Here is a 15,368-nt window from a genome sequence, read left to right on the forward strand (position 1 = left end):
TATTCGCTCAATGTGTTCGGCTGAGATCGGAAATCAACCTTCCGGATTTAACGACAGGATGCCGCCGGTTCGCGCATTCATGATAAGAAGACTTCCGTTATGTTCATGCACCACATTAAATTGCGACAGTTTCACTTCGCACCATCTCCATTTCCAACCAAATCCATATCGACCCTCAGACGCTGCGCATACGCCAGCGCACTACCTTCTTCGATAAAAACTGCACGAAAGCAGCAATAGACATGCGAGCGACACGATGACCGCATGGCCGCATGCAGCCATCAGGACCGTCCCGCCGGCAGCCCCGCACGCCCTCATCCAATAAGCCATGTGAACCGGGGGTAAAACGGTTGGGAAACTCATCGCGATAACAAGGCCCGCGAACGTTGCGACCAGCAAGGCTCCCGACACAAGAGATCTGATCCTGAACACCTCATATGCAACCGCAACCATCAGCGTATAAGCGGCGTCTATAACGATATTCGACAGGAGTGCCGAGGTCACATTACCAACCGTAAGGCTGTCTAGACCGCTTCCGGAGCACACGGCAAAGACCGCAGCGACACCGAGAGTAAACACGATGTAGGGGCACAGCGTATACACTTCGCAAGCCAATGTCTTTGCCGCAAACAGCTGCCAGCTGCGGAAGCCCCGAGCAATCGAAACTCCCCTTGCCGACACGCTCGTCGCATCACCGAATAGCGTCCCCGCCACAACAACAGAGACGATTGGGAAGAACACCGTATGCGCCATGGAGACGACACTTAGCCAGGAAGAGATACCCGTTGGCCCAACCCCTATCGAGAAAAGATAGCCCGGATCGGCGGAAAAGCCAAAGAACTGGCCCTCTCCCCCTGCGGAGACCCATGCGCCGGACCCGGCAAACACATAAATCCCCGCGATGCCCAAATACATCAGCGCTATTATCACGGCGAGTTTCATTCTCCTTGCGCGGAACAGTTCCGCCCTGACCGACATCCCAAGATTCATCGAACCGCCGTCCTTACAAATAGCGAGACGAGCGCAACTCCAACCGACACAAGCACAGTGCCGCCCGCATACAGCAAAACCTGAATTACACCAACATTCTGCATACTCAGGGAACACAGGTTCATCAGGTAATACACGGGCGAGAGCATGAGCAGCAAGCTGGGCTGACCGCTTCCGTATGTACTTGGGAACCACACCATCACAAATGTCGAAACCGCTATTGCAACGACGCTGCTCGCCACCACACTCCTCGTGAGCAAATACAGGGCGAAGGTAGCGGCGTACATCGAAATGAGCAGCAGCGCGATCATCAGCGCAATCGATACAAATTGGGCAAACCCTGAGCACGAGGCCCCAACGTCCCATTGGGCCATCTTGGTTAAATACAGCGCAGTCGTAGAAAGAAGATACACGGCACCGACCAGAGTGCAGTTCACCAACAGCTTCGTGATCACAATCGCCGCCTGCGACACCCCTCGCGATCTCGATACGGCGTAAGCCACGGATTCAAAGTCTCTCGACGTAGCGTAAACCGCGTAGAGAATCGTCACCGGAATCCAGACCACTGTAGACGCAAAAGACGTCCGGGCAACAGAGCCCAAAACGTCCCCTGCATCCACTAGGTTTCCAATAAAACCTATAGCCCCTCCAAGCGTATACGGGTCATCACCGGCGACCATGATCAGCACCTCAGACGAAGTCGCAGCCGCAACCACATACAGCACAGCCGCAAGCGCAATCATCAGAGCGGTCGCCGGGTGCCTGGCGAGCAACCATACCTCGCTCCGAAAAGCTGAGATGAACTCGCGTTTCATCACAGCTCGCTCTCTCGACCGATGAGCTCCGAATAAAACTCCTCAAGGCTCTTCCTATGAGAATACGCCTCCGCAACCCTCACACCTGCGGTCGAGAGCGCTTCGATTGCAATGCCCCGCCCTTCCTTTTTCTCCTCATAGCGCATAAGGACGCTGCCGTCCGGCAGAAAAGAATGTGAGGTCTCATCTCCGAGAACCGATCTCGTTCGCTCCAGATCGTCCACATGCAACACGAAACCACCGCGGCATGACTTTTCCAGCTGAGGTGCGGTCATCCTTCGAATGAGGCGACCATGACTTATGAAGAGGTAATCAGTTGCCAGCTTGTGCATCTCCTCAAGATTGTGGCTGGATACGAGAATCGTTTTACCTTGATCTTTGTTAAGATGCGTAAGGATTTTTCTTACTTCGACTATCCCCATCGGATCCAGGCCGTTTGTCGGCTCGTCCAGGATCAACAGCTCCGGATCGCCCAGCAACGCTATGGCCAGATCGAGACGCCTCCTCATTCCCATTGAGAAGTTCTTCACTTTCTTCCCGCCGGCCTCCCCCAAACCGACGGTTGATAACACACCGTCGATGGAACGATCGGTGGGAAGCCCCCACTCAATACAGCGAACGACCAAGTTGTCTCGCGCGGTCAGATTAGGATACGAAGCATTGAGGTCGGGCATATAACCCAGCCTTTCCCTGCAGCTCCGTATTTCACGTCTCCCGGTTTGCCCAAACATCGAGATCGTTCCTGACGATGGCTCCGAAAGCCCCGTGATCAATCGAATTAACGTGCTCTTGCCGGCACCATTCTCCCCAATGAGTGCACACAGCTCGCCTTCCATTAAAGAGAACGAGACTGATTTAACCGCTTCAAACCCGCCATATCTCTTGGATATGGCACGCAATTCAACTGGGACTTCCCGCATGGACGACATCCTCCCCGTCAATAAAAAGGGACGACATGGCAATTGTGCGGGGTTATAGGTAACGTCGGTTCGCCCCCCATATTGCAATGCCACATCGCCCCTCAGGCGCTGCTGGCCAAAATATCTTTGAACAGTCTGTGCACGCCGTACGGCGTGCACTATCCGCTAAAAGCGGATAGTGCACTCCTGTGAAGAACACTTGGTGCTGCAGCTGCCGTGCGCGTAAAAGAAGCAATTGCTGCACATGGGCTCAGCCCCGGCTGACGGCTCGGTAATCCATTCCATTTCATTCCCCTCCTTTCGCGGTAGAAAGCCAGTTCATCTCTGCCCCCTAGAAACGGAACGTGCAGGACTGATTGGGGCACCTCTTCGTGCATCCCCCGTGCGCGTAGAAGAAGCAGTTGCCGCACGCGGGTGCAACGCCTTCCTCCGGCTCGTTAATCCAATCCATCTCTCCCTCCTTTCCTTGCATACCGAATTGATAATGTTATTCTAATTCGATATGTATCATATTTCAATATAAGCTTATTTATATATTACACAAGGTAAGCACCCCCCTGCATCCAGCACAGGAAATGACTCTCTCGTTCCCCAGTGACGCGGCGAGAAATACAGGCCACTGCAGGACGTTGAATGAACAGCCCGTGAAAACCGTTGTTTTCACGGGCTGCACCTGCTCAATACTTTTTTATTCTCCAGCCTCAGTCGTCTCTAAGATCGACCACGTAAACATGATCTGACTCCAGGACCGGGTCATCACCCGTCGCGGTCGCCCTGCTCAGCGCGTTGCGGGCGCGCCGCGTCGCCAGTTCCTCAAGTTCTCTTTCGTTGACGCGCTTAATAAGATCGCCAGGCTGGCAATCAAGCTCTACGCAAATATCCAGCAATGTCTTTAACCTAATTGCCTTCACCTTGCCATTTCGTATTTTTGAGATACTTGCCGGTGTGTGCCCGGTCGCCCGAATGATATCCGTACTCGTCTTTCCGCGTCGAAGCAATAAGCTTTCAAGCTCAATAATCAGATAGTCCATGCCGCCCCTCACACCAAATCCTCGGTCTGGTCTTGAAGCAGAGCTCCGTAGCGCCATATCGCAGAAATCGAGAAGCAGCAAACGGCCCCCAGCACAGCACCAATATCTATGGGCAGGGCCAGGTTTTCAAACATCGAATAGGCGTTCCCCAGCAAGTCGAAGGGGCCAATCACTATCGAAAGAAACCCCGGAGAAAACAAGAGGTCACCTATTGCCGCTGCAACAAACAGCCACCCGATAATCGAGATTCTTCGAGCATGCGAAAGGGTAAAGGGCGATTCGCCATGAGCCATGTCCATGCTGATTCCCCGCAGGGTCCATGTGGCCCCTCCGGAAATCAGAAGATACATCAAAGGAACCACTACGGAAACCGTCTTTGATGGATCATATAGGTTTCCTTGAGCAGCCATAAGCCCAATGGAAATAACCACCACCACCGAACAGCAACACACCGCTATAAACAGCGCCGTAAACAGAATCCCAAGCCTTCTTCCGAGAGTCATCATCTTCTGGATGGACTTATCGATCTTCTGGGCGCTATTCACCACAGCTCCTCCTAAAGCAATCAGAGGTCTTCTTACTTACTGTTTTTCCTACATTGTAACGAACTCGATAAGAAGAGGGTCGCTTCACGCCGCGCAATCCCGAACTCCAAGCGTTTCTCATCAGCATTGCCCATCTTTCGAGTCGAAATTCAAATCCAGTTTCTTATCGCATGCTGAAATCAACCCGAACTGGATGTGACTGGAAAACAGCGCGCTGCGTCGGTCGCGCTTTCCCGAGCGACTCTGGCACAACAGACGATATGAGTTGAACATTGGGGCCTCTCCCCTTGCAGCTCTCTCGTGGGTCGGGCGACAATGGTCGTACCATCAACCGCGGCCGCGCGCTGCGGGCCCTCGGCCTCGGCTGCGTCGTCGGGGCGGTCCCGAAGATGCACCGGCCCGCGGCCGACCGCGGCCGCAAGAACGACCGCCGCGACGCCGAGTGGCTGGCACGCATGCTGGCGCGCCGCAACGTCGTCGAGGTGTGGGTCCCCGACGAGCGCCCTCGAGGACGCGCGCGACGACCTGCAACACGCCAAGCAGCGGATGTCGAAGTTCCTGCTGCGCCACGGCCTCGTCTTCGACGAGACGACGCCGGCCGGCAGGCGCAGGGGCGCCTGGACGGGGGCCTACTGGGACTGGACGGAGTCCCTCTCCTTCGACGAGCCCGACGACGCCGCGGCCTACGAGCACTACATGGACGGAAATGACCTGGTAGAGAACCCTCGCACCGTCTACGTCGCAGGGGACGTAGACGAACTCGTCGAGCACGAGCAGCCTCGCGGGCGACACGTCGTTCAACAGTTTCGACAGCGTTCCCTTGCGCTTCGCGTTGCCGAGCTCGAGAACCAGCTGCGCGGTCTGCCAGAACCTGACCGACATGTCCGCGGCGACCGCGCGCATCGTGAGGGCGACTGCCATGCGCGTCTTGCCGCGCCTGGACTTACCGAAGAAGACGAGGTCTTCGCGCGATTGTTTGTGTCAACGGCCAACTGAATGTGAACCCTTCTTGCATTGTTGCAACCTGGCTGGCAGCCGGTCTTTAATGACGACGACCATTGTCGCCCGACCCACAAAAGAGCCGCAAGGGGAGGAGCTCCCAATGTTCAACTCATATCGTCTATGGCGCACTACCATTCACCGAAAGTCGGCAACTTTTTCATTCTCTCTATACATGTTTAAACAACATGTTCTACAATAGGGACAATAGCAATGGAAACTCGGGACGAGCCGTCTATCCATCTACGGCGCAGCCCCTTATTCAAAAGGACGGTGAGTGCATCCATGGAGCGTGCAAGCGGCGTTCTGATGCCCGTTTCGTCATTGCCCGGACCTTACGGTATCGGCGGCTTTGGCTGGAACGCCTATGACTTTGTCGATTTCCTCGCCTCGTGCAAACAACATTACTGGCAGATTCTCCCCCTTACGACAACGAGCTATGGCGACTCGCCCTATCAGTCGTTCTCGGCCCGTGCGGGCAACCCCAATTTCATCGACTTTGCCGAGCTTATCGAGGCCGGCTATCTGGAGCAGTGCGATATCGACGGCGTGTACCTGGGCTCCGACCCCAGCAATGTCGACTATGGTGCCATCTTTGGTGGCCGTCGTCAGATTCTCGACCGCGCCGCCGAGCGCTTTGCCGCCGACAAGCCGGCCGACTTCGACGACTTTGTCCAAGCAAACGAAGACTGGCTCATCCCCTACTGCGAGTTCATGACCGTCAAGGAGGAGTGCGGTCTCAAGGCCTTTTGGGAGTGGCCCGCAGAGCTCCGTACCCGCGGCGAGGCTTCTGCCAAGGTCTGCGCCGCCCATCCCGCGCGCATGCTCTACCACCAGATGACGCAGTACTTCTTCAATCGTCAGTGGAGCCGCCTCAAGGCCTATGCCAACGAGCGCGATATCCTCATCATCGGCGACCTGCCCATCTATGTCTCGCGCGACTCCGTCGAGATGTGGGCCACGCCCGAGCTCTTTAAGATCGACGCCGCCGGTAATCCTGTGAGTGTCGCCGGCACGCCGCCCGACCAGTTCTCGGCCACCGGCCAGTACTGGGGCAATCCCATCTACGACTGGGACGCCATGGAAGCCGACGGTTTCTCCTGGTGGGAGGGCCGTATCCGCGCCGCCCTCGACATGTACGATGTCATCCGCCTGGATCACTTCCGCGGCTTCGAGGCCTATTGGGAGGTGCCGTTCTCCTCACCCGATTCGTCCTACGGTTCGTGGACGCAGGGCCCCGGCCTCAAGTTCTTCAAGACGCTCGAGGAAAAGCTCGGCACGCTGCCCATCATCGCCGAAGACCTGGGCTTCCTCACCCCCGGCGTCATCGACATGCGCGACAACTCGGGCTTCCCCGGCATGAAGATCTTGCAGTTCGCCTTTGAGGGCACCAACTCGTACTACCTGCCGCACAACTACATTGCCAACACCGTCGCCTATGTGGGCACACACGACAACGAGACGGCGCGCGGTTGGTTTGAGGGAACGGCCACCCCGCGTCAGCGCGAGCAGGCGGCCCTGTACACCCACCAGCAGGCAGGCGAGCCCATGGCCGATGCACTCAACCGCGCCATCGCCGCCAGCGTAAGCGATACCTGCATCTACACCATGCAGGACCTGCTCAACCTGGGCAACGAGGCGCGCATCAACACTCCCGCCACCATGGGCGGCAACTGGACCTGGCGCATGCTCGATGGCGCCATCACCCGCGAGCTCGAGCACAAGCTCACCGGCTGGACCGAGACCTACTTCCGCATCCCGTCGGAAGACGAAATTGAGCTTCCCCAATAGGAGCCACCGCGCCCGACCCCACCCCATCGTGCGGACGCGTCCGTTTTCCCCGCGCGAGGCCACTCCAATCCCTCGCGCGGGCTTCTTTTGAATTTCTGACATGTAATCAACCCATCACAGGAGGAAACATGCCCCGTATCAATCTTGCGGATCTTGCCGAGCAGTCCTTTGGCACCTCGCTCGAGCAGCTCGATGACCGTCGTATTTATAAGCTGCTGGCCAAGCTCGTGCAGGAGCGCTCTGCCGCCTGTCCTCTCAACAACGGCAAGAAAAAGCTCTACTACATCTCTGCCGAGTTTTTGATCGGCAAGCTGCTCATCAACAATATGATCGACCTTGGCATCTATGACGAGGTTAAGGACCAGCTCACCGCCGCGGGCCACGACCTCAACAAGATCGAGGAGTTCGAGGTCGAACCGTCGCTCGGCAACGGCGGCCTGGGCCGTCTGGCCGCATGCTTCCTGGATTCCATCGCCACGCTGGGCTTGACCGGCGATGGCGTGGGCCTCAACTACCATTACGGCCTGTTCCGCCAGCGCTTTGTCGACAACCAGCAGAAGGCCGTCCCCGACGAGTGGCTCGGTGAGCAGGACATCCTAGTCGACGACGACCGCTCCTACACCGTCGAGTTCGGTGATTTTGCCGTTACTTCCAAGCTCGTCAACATCGATGTACCCGGTTATGGCCAGCCCACCAAGAACCGCCTACGCCTGTTCGACCTGGCAAGTGTCGACGACGGCCTGGTCCCCGGCAGCTCCATCGACTTCGACAAGACCGAGATCGCCAAGAACCTCACCTTGTTCCTCTATCCGGATGATTCCGACGAGCAGGGCCGCCTGCTTCGCATCTACCAGGAATACTTCATGGTGAGCAACGCCGCCCAGCTCCTGATCGACGAGGCCATCGAGCGCGGCAGCAACTTGCACGACCTGGCCGACTACGCCGTAGTCCAGATCAATGACACGCACCCCACCATGGTCATTCCCGAGCTCATTCGCCTGCTCACCACCGAGCACGACATCGAGTTTGACGAGGCCGTGACCATCGTACGGTCCATGGTCGCCTACACTAACCACACGATTCTTGCCGAGGCCCTCGAGAAGTGGCCGCTCGCCAGCCTGCAAAAGGTCTCCCCTGCCATCGCCGACATTATCGTCAAGCTCGATGAGATCGCCAAGGCCGAGCACGACGACCCACGCGTCGCCATCATCGACGAATACGACACCGTCCACATGGCCCACATGGACATCCACTTTGGCTTCTCCATCAACGGCGTCGCCGCGCTGCACACCAAGATCCTGGAGGATACCGAGCTTCATCCGTTCTACGAGATCTACCCCGAGAAGTTCTCCAACAAGACCAACGGCATCACCTTCCGCCGTTGGATCCATGGCGCCAACCCCGCGCTCGCCAGCCTGCTCGACGATGTGATCGGCACCGATTGGCGCAGCACCGGCGACCTGAGTAAGCTTGCCGAGTTCGTTGACGACAAAGATGTTCTTGAGCGCCTGGCCGCCACCAAGGCCGAGGCCAAGGCCATCATGCGCCAGTTCATGGCGCTCGAGCAGGGCGTGACCATTCCCTCCAACGCCATCATCGACGTCCAGGTCAAGCGCATCCACGAGTACAAGCGCCAGCAGATGCTCGCGCTCTACATCATCTGGAAGTACCTCGATATCAAGAACGGCAACAGACCTAAGCATCCCGTCACCATCATCTTTGGCGGCAAGGCGGCCCCTGCCTACACTATCGCCCAAGACATCATTCACCTGATCCTGACGCTGTCCCAGTGGATTGCAAACGACCCCGACGTGGCTCCCTACCTGCAGGTTGTCATGATCGAGAACTACAACGTCACCGCTGCCGAGCGCGTGATCCCCGCTGCTGACATCTCCGAGCAGATCAGCCTGGCCTCCAAGGAGGCGAGCGGCACCTCCAACATGAAGTTCATGCTCAACGGCGCTTTGACCCTGTGCACGCTCGACGGTGCCAACGTGGAAATTGCCGAGCTTGTCGGCGACGAGAACATCTATACCTTTGGCGCCTCGTCCAAGCAGGTCGAGCAGCTCTACGCCGACGGCACCTATGACGCCGGCGCGCTCTACCGCAAGCCCGGCATCAAGCTGCTGGTGGACTTCATCACCAACCCCGCCTTTATGGCGACCGGCAACGCCGAGCGCCTGCAGCGCCTGCACGACGACATCATGGGCAAGGACTGGTTTATGGCTCTACTCGACATTGAGGAGTACATCCAGACCAAGGAGCGCGTGCTGGCCGACTACGAGGACCAGGACGCTTGGATGCGCAAGGCGCTGATCAACATCGCCAACGCCGGCACCTTCTCGTCCGACCGCACGATCTCCCAGTACAACGACGAGATCTGGCACCTGAGCTAATTCGGTTTCATCGCCCATCCTCTTGAAAACGGAGCCACGGCAACGCGGCTCCGTTTTTTGTGCTCGCACGTTACCCTGTGATCCGACTCGGCCAAACAATCTCGATCCATAACAACTACTCAACCAAAACGGTCCCAGCTGTTACAGATTGAGACATACCGGCCCCTCCCCTTGGGTTTATCTCAATCTGTAACATCTAGCAGGTGAAATTCGCCTTTGGTGTTACAGATTTAGATGAAATGGTTAGCTCAGCGGAACCGTCTCGATCTGTAACATCTAACGTCCGAAATCGGCCCTATCCGTTACAGATCGAGACAAACGACCGGTCAGGCAGTCCCAACACAAAGAAAGGCTCCCCTCTCGCCCAGTGGACGGGAGGGGAGCCTTATATGTGACCGCGGCAAAAGGATGGCAATACCGCAGTCGCCCAAAGGAAGGGCCTGGTTGCACCGGGCCTAGATAAGGTTCTTGCCAGAGACCTTATCGAAGAGGTGGGTCGCGTTCTTCTCAAACTTGAACCAGATGGGGTCGCCCGCCTTGAGCGCACCCTTGGCCTCGAGGTCGACAACGGGAATGATCAGGACGAACTGGCCATCGGGAGCGGTCACGTGGACATGCTCGGTCGAACCCATGAGCTCGGTCACCTCGACGGTACCCTGGAGCGCGCCCTCCTCGTCCTTGTCGGCAAGCAGAATCTGCTCGGGACGCACGCCGGCCGTGATCTCCTTCACGTCGCCGCCGTCCCAGTTGAGAGCAAGCTGAGCGCAGGTCTCGGGGGCGAGCGCCACGTTCATATCCTCGGTCTTGACGGTAAAGCCGTTGCCCGAGCGCACCAGCTGGGCATCGAAGAAGTTCATCTGCGGCACGCCGATAAAGCCGGCGACGAAGATGTTCGCGGGATGGTTGAAGACCTCCTGCGGGGTGGCGATCTGCTGGACGACGCCGTCCTTCATGACCACGATACGGTCACCGAGGGTCATGGCCTCGGTCTGGTCATGAGTGACGTAGATGAACGTGCCCTTGATCTCGTGGCGCAGCTTGATGAGCTCGGCACGCATCTGGTTACGCAGCTTGGCGTCCAGGTTGGACAGCGGCTCGTCCATCAGGAAGACCTTAGGATCACGCACGATGGCGCGGCCGATGGCGACACGCTGACGCTGGCCGCCGGAGAGTGCCTTGGGCTTACGGTCAAGATACTCGGTAATACCCAGGATCTCGGCAGCGGAGCGAACCTTGCGGTCGATCTCGTCCTTGGGGACCTTCTTGAGCTCGAGCGTAAACGCCATGTTCTCGTACACCGTCATATTGGGGTACAGAGCATAGCTCTGGAACACCATGGCGATGTCGCGGTCCTTGGGAGCGACGTCGTTGACGCGCTTGCCGTCGATGAGCACGTCGCCCGAGGTGATATCCTCCAGGCCGGCGACCATGCGCATCGTCGTGGACTTACCGCAGCCAGAAGGGCCAACGAGGACGATGAACTCCTGGTCGTGAACGGTGAGGTTGAAGTCCTCTACAGCGAGCACACCGTCCTCGGTAACCTTGAGGTTGTGCTTCTTCTCCTCGGTTTTCTTCTTTTTGCCAAAGAAGCCCTTCTTTTTTGACTCGTTGTTGGGATACACCTTCTGAACATGTTTGAGAACGATCTCGGCCATGTCTTTACCTTTCGATACGCGGCGCCGCGCTGAGAGGCGCCGCCAAAACTTGCAAAACAGTTACGGCATCAGCCCTTGACGGCACCTGCCACAACGCCGTCAATGATGTACTTCTGGCAGAAGATGTACATGATGACGATGGGGATGACGACCATCATGATGCATGCCATCATGGGGCCGAGCTCGACGTGGCCATAGCCGCCACGGAAGTACTGGATCAAGATAGGAATGGTCTTGTACTTGGTGGAGTCGAGCGTAAGGTAGGGCAGCAGATAGTCGTTCCAGACCCACATGGTCTCAAGGATGCCGACCGAAAGATAGGTGGGCTTCATAATGGGAAGGACGATCTTAAAGAACACCTGGACCGGGTTGCAGCCGTCGATCATGGCCGCTTCCTCAATCTCGAGCGGGATGTTCTTGACGAAGCCGGCGAACATAAAGACCGCGAGGCCCGCGCCAAAACCAAGGTAGATGAAGCAGATGTTAAACGGCGTGTTAAAGCCGATGCGGTCCGCGAGGTTGGACAGCGTGAACATGAGCATCTGGAACGGTACGACCATCGAGAAGACGAACAGGTAATAGAAGAAGTTCGAGATCTTGCTGTTGACGCGCACCACGTACCAAGCGCACATGGAGCAGCACACCAGAATCAGCACGACCGACGTGACCGTGATGATGAGCGAGTACATAAACGCCGAGGCAAAGCCCTGCTCGTTCAGAGCGTGCACGTAGTTTGCGAGGCCGTTGAACGTCTCGGGCGTGAGCAGATCGAACGCCGTGGTGGTGCTGATTGCGGTCGCTTTCTTAAAGGAATTGAGCGCAATCATGAACACGGGGTAGATCCATGCGAGCGACAGAATCGTAAAGAAGATCGAGAGCGCGCGGTTGATAGCCTTATCGCGTTTCATTACTGCTGCACCTCCTTGGACCTCGTGGCCTTAAGCTGGATCATAGAAATAGCGACAACCAGGATGCAGAAGATAACTGCCTTGGCCTGACCGATGCCCTGCCATGCGATGCCAGCACGCGAATAGAACGTGTTGTAGATGTTCAGGGCGAGCATCTCGGTGGAGTGCGCCGGGGCGCCACCGGTAAGGGCGAGGTTCTGGTCGAACAGCTTAAAGCCGTTGGTGATGGACAGGAACAGGCAGATGGTGATGGTCGGCATCAGGTTGGGGATCTTAACCTTCCAAAACGTCTGCCATGCCGTAGCGCCATCGACCTTGGCGGCCTCGATGTAGTCAGACGGGATGGACTGCAGACCGGCGATGTAGATGATCATCATGTAGCCGACCTGCTGCCACAGGGTCAGGATGATAAGGCCCCAGAAGCCAGCAGCAGAGTTAAGGGCGATGAGCTGGGCGCCCACGTTGGAGAGCAGGCAGTTGATCAGAATCTGCCAAATGTAGCCCAGCACGATGCCGCCGATCAGGTTAGGCATAAAGAAGATCGTACGGAAGATGTTGGTGCCCTTGAGCGCTTTGCGGGTGAGCGCCTGCGCGATGGCCAGCGCGATCACGTTGATGAGCACCGTCGACAGGAAGGCAAACGCCACCGTAAAGAAGAACGACGTGGAGAACTGCGGATCGGACAGCGCGCGCACGTAGTTCTCGATACCGACAAAGTGCGCGTTATTGATGGTAATAAACTGGCAGAACGAGAGATAGAAACCCTGGATAAAGGGAATCACGAACCCGATCATAAACGCCAGGCACGTGGGCAGCATAAAGAGCGGCCACCAGCGCTTGAGTGCTTTGCCCATAGAAGGGTCCTTTCAATATGCAGGGGGCGGGCAAACCTACGTCTGCCCGCCCCCTGTCGCTAATCAGATAGCTTGGGCAGCAACTGCTTACTCGGAAGCAGCCTTCTCGGTCTTCCAGCCATCGACGAAGGCGTTCTTGACGCCGTCCCACTTGGTGTTGTCGGCAGCATAAGCGATGAGAGCCTGCTTGAGGTTCTTCTTCCACTCCTCGGAGGGGATGTAAACGAAGTCCCAAGCGACGGTCTTCTTGCCGTCCTTGGCCATAGCAACGGCCTGCTGCGAGAAGACGTTGGTGGTCTCCTTAGCGCTCTTGAACGGGGCGGTCAGACCCATCTTGTCAGCGATGATGCTGGTGGCGGTGTCAGAAGTGACGCACCAATACATGAAGTCCTCGGTGGCCTTCTGGGCATCCTCGGAAGCCTGGGAGCTGACGCACCAGTAGTTCTCGCCGCCGGAGCACAGGCCCTGGTTCTCCTCGCCGTCGACGCCGATGTAGATCGGCAGCATGCCGAGCTGGTCGTCGGTCATACCGGCCTTGGTGAGGTCGGCGTAGGCCCAAGAGCCGTTCTGGTAGAAGACGGCCTTGCCGGTTGCGAACTCGTTGGTGGCGTCGTCACCGGTCTTGGAGGCGAGCTGCGAAGGATCGCAGGTGGAGTCGGTGATATACAGGTCGAAGATCTGCTTAAAGTTGTCGAGATACTCGCCCTTGATCTCGTCGTCCTCCTGATTGTGCTCCTTCTCGAACTCGTAGTAGAGCGGGAGGTTGGCGAGGTGCGTGGTGTAGCGCCAGCTGGAGGAGTCATCCATGCCGGCGGAAGTGAAGGCACCGTCAACGCCGAGCTCGTCCTTGCGGGCCTGGATGTCATCGGCGCAAGCCTTCAGCTTGTCGAAGGAGTTGATGTCCTCGGCCTTGTAGCCGGCCTTCTCGAGGAGCTCCTTGTTGTAGATGATGCCGTAGCTCTCCTGAACCCAGTCGATACCCAGATCCTTGCCGTCGGACTGCAGCGCCAGGGAGTCGTCGATGAGCTCGCCGCGGAGCTTGGTGTCGGAAAGATCGGCGCAGTAGTCCTTCCAGTTCTTAAGGCCGGTGGGGCCGTTGACCTGGAACAGCGTCGGAGCGGAGCTCTTGGACATCTCGGACTTGAGCTTCTCCTCGTAGGTGTTGGAGGCGGCGGTCACGATCTTGACCTCGACGCCCTTCTCCTTCTTGTACGCCTTGGCGATCTCCTTCCACTCCTTGTCGACCTCGGGCTTGAACTGGAGGAAGTAGACCTCGGCAGCGTCACCAGAAGCAGAGGAGCCGGAGCCGGCAGAACCACCGCAGCCCACGAGACCCAGACCAAGAACCGCAGCCGCGGAACCAGCAAAGCCCAGGAACTGCCTTCTGCTCATTTCGTTCTTCATTACAATCCACCCTTTCACACCGTGGCGGCACCCTTTGCCGCCGCCTTCGGAGATTGGCTCGGGGACTTTGCCCCTTTTGCTGATTTGCACAATACGCTATTTGGCTAGTTGTTTGAACAAGTATTACTAGAGCGGTAGAAAAACTTCGGTGAACGGTAATTTCAACTTGATACTTGACAAGTTTTGTATAAACAATTATTCGTTATCGAATGCAGAGAAAACGCCCGGTCAAGCCGATGCATCGTCGGTTTGACCGGGCGTTTTCTCTTTGAGGGCATGAGTCTCGTCAGGCTGCGAGCTAGCCGGCTATCGCTTGGAGTTGACGCGGTAGTGGAAGATCTCGGGGTGTGTGCGGGCATGCGTGACCTCGAACAAGATGCCGTCCGAGGTGTACGACTGGCTCTCCATAACGGCGACGCAGTTGTACTTGCCGAGGTCCAGATAGCTGCAGTCTTCATCGTTGGCGAGCTCGACACTCACCGTACGACGGCTCGCCATCACTTTGACGCCGCGCTTGTGCTCCAGATAGCCGTAGATAGAATCCGCCGCGATCTCGGGGGTCAGGCCCTTGGCGATCGACGCCAAAAAGTAGCCATGGTCCACTTGGCGCGCGCTGCCGTTGAGGCTTCGGACACGCACTACGCGAATCAGCTCCTCGCCCACCTTAAAGCCCAGGCGACGTGAGAGTTGCTCAGTGCAAATCAAATGTTCAAAAGACTTGACCTCGGTCGATGCGACGGCATTGTTGCGTTTTGCGAACTCGCCAAACGACTCAACCTCTTCGAGTGCGCCCAGCATGTCGGTTTCGCCCTTAAGCCAAATAACGCGCACGCCCTTACCGTGTATAGGCTGCACAAACATCTGGTCGGCCAGCATGCTCAAGGCGCGTCGAACGGTATTGCGCGTGCAGCCAAACTCCGCGGTCAGCTCGGCTTCGGTTGGCAGCATCTCCTGAAACGCATAGGTCCCGTTGATGATGCGCGAACGGATCTCGCGGTAGATTCCTTCGTAAATCGCTTTTGGCATGATTTCACCTCTAATGAATATGTATGGCTAGGCA

General features: G+C 57.2%; 13 protein-coding genes. 2 read left to right on the forward strand and 11 right to left on the reverse strand.

What is annotated here, in order from left to right:
- Window positions 1-201: 201 nt before the first annotated feature.
- From DW821_RS09405 to DW821_RS10455, 6 genes are all read right to left on the reverse strand, one after another.
- Window positions 202-990 carry a hypothetical protein gene (locus DW821_RS09405; RefSeq protein ID WP_035137757.1) on the reverse strand — a complete coding sequence of 263 codons (789 nt, stop codon included), beginning with the start codon at window positions 988-990 and terminating at the stop codon, window positions 202-204.
- Window positions 987-1,805, reverse strand: coding sequence for a hypothetical protein (locus DW821_RS09410; RefSeq protein WP_117564851.1), 819 nt, complete (start codon window positions 1,803-1,805; stop codon window positions 987-989). Before DW821_RS09410 ends, DW821_RS09405 begins: the two co-directional genes overlap by 4 nt.
- Complete coding sequence (locus DW821_RS09415; RefSeq protein ID WP_035137759.1) at window positions 1,805-2,725, reverse strand: ABC transporter ATP-binding protein; 921 nt, start codon at window positions 2,723-2,725, stop codon at window positions 1,805-1,807. Before DW821_RS09415 ends, DW821_RS09410 begins: the two co-directional genes overlap by 1 nt.
- 701 nt (window positions 2,726-3,426) lie before the next feature.
- Complete coding sequence (locus DW821_RS09420) at window positions 3,427-3,756, reverse strand: helix-turn-helix transcriptional regulator (protein WP_052044110.1); 330 nt, start codon at window positions 3,754-3,756, stop codon at window positions 3,427-3,429.
- An 8-nt stretch (window positions 3,757-3,764) separates the two neighbouring features.
- Window positions 3,765-4,301, reverse strand: coding sequence for a hypothetical protein (locus DW821_RS09425; RefSeq protein ID WP_035137761.1), 537 nt, complete (start codon window positions 4,299-4,301; stop codon window positions 3,765-3,767).
- 327 nt (window positions 4,302-4,628) lie between these two features.
- Complete coding sequence (locus DW821_RS10455) at window positions 4,629-5,222, reverse strand: ATP-binding protein (RefSeq protein WP_084591805.1); 594 nt, start codon at window positions 5,220-5,222, stop codon at window positions 4,629-4,631.
- Between the two features lie 291 nt (window positions 5,223-5,513).
- On the opposite strand from DW821_RS10455, the gene malQ reads away from it, so the two are divergent.
- Both malQ and glgP read left to right on the forward strand, forming a co-directional pair.
- Window positions 5,514-7,091: a 4-alpha-glucanotransferase gene (malQ, locus tag DW821_RS09435; RefSeq protein WP_255413150.1), complete on the forward strand. Its 1,578-nt coding sequence runs from the start codon at window positions 5,514-5,516 to the stop codon at window positions 7,089-7,091.
- A gap of 128 nt (window positions 7,092-7,219) precedes the next feature.
- Window positions 7,220-9,487, forward strand: a complete 2,268-nt coding sequence (gene glgP, locus DW821_RS09440) for a glycogen/starch/alpha-glucan family phosphorylase (protein WP_117776882.1) — start codon at window positions 7,220-7,222, stop codon at window positions 9,485-9,487.
- A gap of 455 nt (window positions 9,488-9,942) precedes the next feature.
- Here glgP and DW821_RS09445 read toward each other — a convergent pair whose 3' ends face one another.
- From DW821_RS09445 to DW821_RS09465, 5 genes are all read right to left on the reverse strand, one after another.
- Window positions 9,943-11,142 carry an ABC transporter ATP-binding protein gene (locus DW821_RS09445; RefSeq protein ID WP_055252176.1) on the reverse strand — a complete coding sequence of 400 codons (1,200 nt, stop codon included), beginning with the start codon at window positions 11,140-11,142 and terminating at the stop codon, window positions 9,943-9,945.
- A 68-nt stretch (window positions 11,143-11,210) separates the two neighbouring features.
- Window positions 11,211-12,050 (reverse strand): carbohydrate ABC transporter permease, encoded by an 840-nt coding sequence (locus DW821_RS09450; RefSeq protein ID WP_117584245.1) that lies wholly within the window; start codon window positions 12,048-12,050, stop codon window positions 11,211-11,213.
- The gene (locus tag DW821_RS09455; protein ID WP_055252174.1) at window positions 12,050-12,904 is read right to left on the reverse strand and encodes a carbohydrate ABC transporter permease; all 855 of its coding nucleotides are present in this window, start codon (window positions 12,902-12,904) and stop codon (window positions 12,050-12,052) included. Before DW821_RS09455 ends, DW821_RS09450 begins: the two co-directional genes overlap by 1 nt.
- An 87-nt stretch (window positions 12,905-12,991) precedes the next feature.
- On the reverse strand, window positions 12,992-14,308 hold the full coding sequence (locus DW821_RS09460) for an ABC transporter substrate-binding protein (protein ID WP_055252173.1): 1,317 nt from the start codon (window positions 14,306-14,308) through the stop codon (window positions 12,992-12,994).
- Between the two features lie 306 nt (window positions 14,309-14,614).
- Window positions 14,615-15,334 (reverse strand): GntR family transcriptional regulator, encoded by a 720-nt coding sequence (locus DW821_RS09465; protein ID WP_055252172.1) that lies wholly within the window; start codon window positions 15,332-15,334, stop codon window positions 14,615-14,617.
- Window positions 15,335-15,368: the final 34 nt, after the last annotated feature.

Source organism: Collinsella sp. AM33-4BH (assembly GCF_003469205.1).
In the GTDB taxonomy this organism is placed as follows: Bacteria; Actinomycetota; Coriobacteriia; order Coriobacteriales; family Coriobacteriaceae; genus Collinsella.

Excerpts from the sequence above, each read along its gene's own strand:
- DW821_RS09405 (WP_035137757.1), bottom strand. The coding sequence starts at position 990 with ATGAATCTTGGGATGTCGGTCAGGGCGGAACTGTTCCGCGCAAGGAGA.
- DW821_RS09410 (WP_117564851.1), bottom strand. The coding sequence starts at position 1,805 with ATGAAACGCGAGTTCATCTCAGCTTTTCGGAGCGAGGTATGGTTGCTC.
- DW821_RS09455 (WP_055252174.1), bottom strand. The coding sequence starts at position 12,904 with ATGGGCAAAGCACTCAAGCGCTGGTGGCCGCTCTTTATGCTGCCCACG.
- DW821_RS09415 (WP_035137759.1), bottom strand. The coding sequence starts at position 2,725 with ATGCGGGAAGTCCCAGTTGAATTGCGTGCCATATCCAAGAGATATGGC.
- malQ (WP_255413150.1), top strand. The coding sequence starts at position 5,514 with ATGGAAACTCGGGACGAGCCGTCTATCCATCTACGGCGCAGCCCCTTA.
- DW821_RS10455 (WP_084591805.1), bottom strand. The coding sequence starts at position 5,222 with ATGGCAGTCGCCCTCACGATGCGCGCGGTCGCCGCGGACATGTCGGTC.
- DW821_RS09445 (WP_055252176.1), bottom strand. The coding sequence starts at position 11,142 with ATGGCCGAGATCGTTCTCAAACATGTTCAGAAGGTGTATCCCAACAAC.
- DW821_RS09450 (WP_117584245.1), bottom strand. The coding sequence starts at position 12,050 with ATGAAACGCGATAAGGCTATCAACCGCGCGCTCTCGATCTTCTTTACG.
- DW821_RS09460 (WP_055252173.1), bottom strand. The coding sequence starts at position 14,308 with ATGAAGAACGAAATGAGCAGAAGGCAGTTCCTGGGCTTTGCTGGTTCC.
- DW821_RS09465 (WP_055252172.1), bottom strand. The coding sequence starts at position 15,334 with ATGCCAAAAGCGATTTACGAAGGAATCTACCGCGAGATCCGTTCGCGC.
- DW821_RS09420 (WP_052044110.1), bottom strand. The coding sequence starts at position 3,756 with ATGGACTATCTGATTATTGAGCTTGAAAGCTTATTGCTTCGACGCGGA.
- glgP (WP_117776882.1), top strand. The coding sequence starts at position 7,220 with ATGCCCCGTATCAATCTTGCGGATCTTGCCGAGCAGTCCTTTGGCACC.